This is a genomic window from Bacillus cereus group sp. BfR-BA-01383 (assembly GCF_022663495.1).
GTDB lineage: Bacteria > Bacillota > Bacilli > Bacillales > Bacillaceae_G > Bacillus_A > Bacillus_A cereus_AU.
Genome location: NZ_JAKUFP010000081.1, coordinates 1 through 2,541 on the forward strand (window position 1 = coordinate 1; position 2,541 = coordinate 2,541).

Genomic DNA, 2,541 nt, shown 5'->3' on the forward strand with positions numbered 1-2,541 from the left:
AAGAAAAATTAAACCACCTATCCCCTAAAGAATATAGGGAACAGATGGTTTAGGTGTTTTGATAGGTGTCCCGGTTTCGGGGTTCACTTCACATATACATAGGATTCATTTGCTGTTATATAGTATGTTTTCCCCTTACCATTTTGTACCTTATATTGTGATAATCCATTAACAATTATTTTCGCATCAATTGTAAATCCTAACCCTACATCTACAGAACCAGCAACATCTTTCCCCTGCCAAGAAGGGTATGATTGAAACGTAGATTATTAACCTTAGCAACAACACGCTTACCTACAAAGGGACTCCACAGTGATTTCTCGTATTATATATATAAATCATGCTTAGAGTTAAATTGGGTTGATTTTATAAGGAGCCAAAAACCTCTAAATGTTTATTTTATAATTACATAAATAATCCTAACATCTCCAAAAATTGATATAATGATACAATTATTAATAGCAATTAGGGAGATATACAGCATGGACTATACACATATGCCAAAAAGAATGGTTAAGCGGACTCCATTCGCTCCGATACCGAAGAAAGTCATCGGTATTGGTAAGATTGTTAAAAAACAAACAAAAGTGGAGCGCCCTACATTAACCCAAGACGAACAAGAAATTATTGAAAACAAGTTATTATGTTCATTTCTTTCTGAAGAGAAAATATCGATTACTTATTATAGAGATGGTCATTTGCTTACTAGATATGTGACTGTAACTGAAATAAATCCGATAAAGAATTTAATAACTTGCACTGATGCATCTTATAACAGAATTTCCCTTAAATTTATAGATATAATTGATTTGAGATAAAAAACATACAGTTTTTCAAATATAACCGGGAATAAAAATGAAAAAATCTTGTATTCTCTAGGTTAAATACAGATACAGCAAAAGTGTAAGTTCTTGTGAGAGTTAGCAAGATAAAGGCTGTTTGTTTATATTTTGGACTGTCTGTTATGGTTATCGAATGTACAAATACAAAAGAGGAACAGAACTCAATAAAGAAAGCTAAGGAAGCATTTAGATAATAGTTGAAGACGCCCGATTAAGGACGGCTTCAACTATTATCTCACTTTGATATATTCATGCCACCATTTACCACCTGGTCTAGTATCCATCCACCAAGTAATCTTATCTAACTCTGCATTAGGTAGGACATCGGTTTGGATATAACATAGTCCAGAAATTGGATCAACATTAACGCTACCTTTTATTCCTCATTCTGTCATAGCTTGAATAGCTTCATCTAAGGAGTTAGTACCGAATCCACCTGACTTAACGTATTGATGGATACTAAAAATAGGATTAAAAATAAAAATTATGTTTCAACTTTTAGACAGGGAAGTAAGACATTTATTTTCGTTTGTTTTGTTAGTTCTTAAATCGAATTGCAACTACATTCTTCGTATTTAATAAGTATAAATTTAGAAAACCCATAAACAAAAAAAAGAGTGCTGTGAAGAAACGCACTCATTCAAAGGACTTTACCAATCCTTACGCTTATCACAATCACAGTCACGATCATGATTACGTCTACGACGACATTCATCACAATCACAGTCGCGATCACGTTTACAACGACAGTCATCACAATCTCTATGTCTGCGTCTACAGAACATTAAATCATCCCAAAATCTATTACAATCTCGTGAACGTCTGAAATTACAATTACATCCCATAAATATAATTACCTCCTCTTAACTTTAGGATTCATCATATTCTATGCTAAAAAACAAAAACAGCTTGTTTACTAGTCTACTTTTTGCATTTTAAAGTAATAATAATATTATTTAATCTTCAAATTGCAAGTCTATTTCATCCCTTAACAACAAACAAAACGCCACCCAGATCACGGCAGCGCCTACGATAATTGCTATTGGTTTAATCATTGTTTCTTTCAAGTAATCCTAACCTGTGTTCAATATTTAAAAACGAGTATCCATGTGCGAAACCTACAATTCGAATACCTGGAGCATATCTATGTTCTAATTCCTCATTATAAGTTTTCTTATAATACGCTAATTTAGAAGTGATATTATCGTTGTCATAAATAATAACTTCATCACTTGGAAATCCATCCATTTCAATTTGAACTGCTACATACTCTGTGCCTTCACTTGCAGCTTCATTAAAACACTTTTCCAATCCTTCTAATGTTAAACCCATCATCCATTACCCTCCTATTCAAATGTCCATTTTGTTCAAAATAAAGAGCACCTTACGATTGTAGGTGCTCAAATATATGAAATGGGGCTACCCCATACTCCAATATATGCTTGTCCTTATTAAAAGGTACAAAATAAAAAGAGTACCTGTCATTAGGTACCCTTCAAAAAATAAGTATGGCGCTCCAAGTTTCATCTCATATGATAACTCGTCCCACGAATTCATCATATGCTTGTCTTATTAGAATGTTCACTGGTTTAATGTGTAATTTCTATGTAACAAAGAAAACATACTAAGATTAGTAGTGCAGACCAAGGCATTGGTTCGCACTACTATTTTTTATATAGTAGAAGTGAAGAAAAGGTCG

General features: G+C 33.0%; 3 protein-coding genes and 2 pseudogenes. 1 reads left to right on the top strand and 4 read right to left on the bottom strand.

Annotated elements, in window-relative coordinates; all coding sequences use genetic code 11:
• Positions 1-83: 83 nt before the first annotated feature.
• Positions 84-307 (bottom strand): annotated as a pseudogene (locus tag MR065_RS26905) (N-acetylmuramoyl-L-alanine amidase); the annotation flags it as partial.
• A 175-nt stretch (positions 308-482) separates the two neighbouring features.
• On the opposite strand from MR065_RS26905, the gene MR065_RS26910 reads away from it, so the two are divergent.
• Entirely contained in the window at positions 483-818 is a 336-nt protein-coding gene (locus MR065_RS26910; RefSeq protein WP_242215729.1) for a YolD-like family protein, read from the top strand.
• 254 nt (positions 819-1,072) lie between these two features.
• Here MR065_RS26910 and MR065_RS26915 read toward each other — a convergent pair.
• The 3 genes and pseudogenes from MR065_RS26915 to MR065_RS26925 form a co-directional block, all read right to left on the bottom strand.
• Positions 1,073-1,297 (bottom strand): annotated as a pseudogene (locus MR065_RS26915) (N-acetylmuramoyl-L-alanine amidase C-terminal domain-containing protein); the annotation flags it as partial.
• A gap of 195 nt (positions 1,298-1,492) precedes the next feature.
• On the bottom strand, positions 1,493-1,687 hold the full coding sequence (locus MR065_RS26920) for a hypothetical protein (protein ID WP_097902209.1): 195 nt from the start codon (positions 1,685-1,687) through the stop codon (positions 1,493-1,495).
• A 202-nt stretch (positions 1,688-1,889) separates the two neighbouring features.
• Positions 1,890-2,174 carry a hypothetical protein gene (locus MR065_RS26925; protein WP_242215730.1) on the bottom strand — a complete coding sequence of 95 codons (285 nt, stop codon included), beginning with the start codon at positions 2,172-2,174 and terminating at the stop codon, positions 1,890-1,892.
• Between the last annotated feature and the right edge of the window lie 367 nt (positions 2,175-2,541).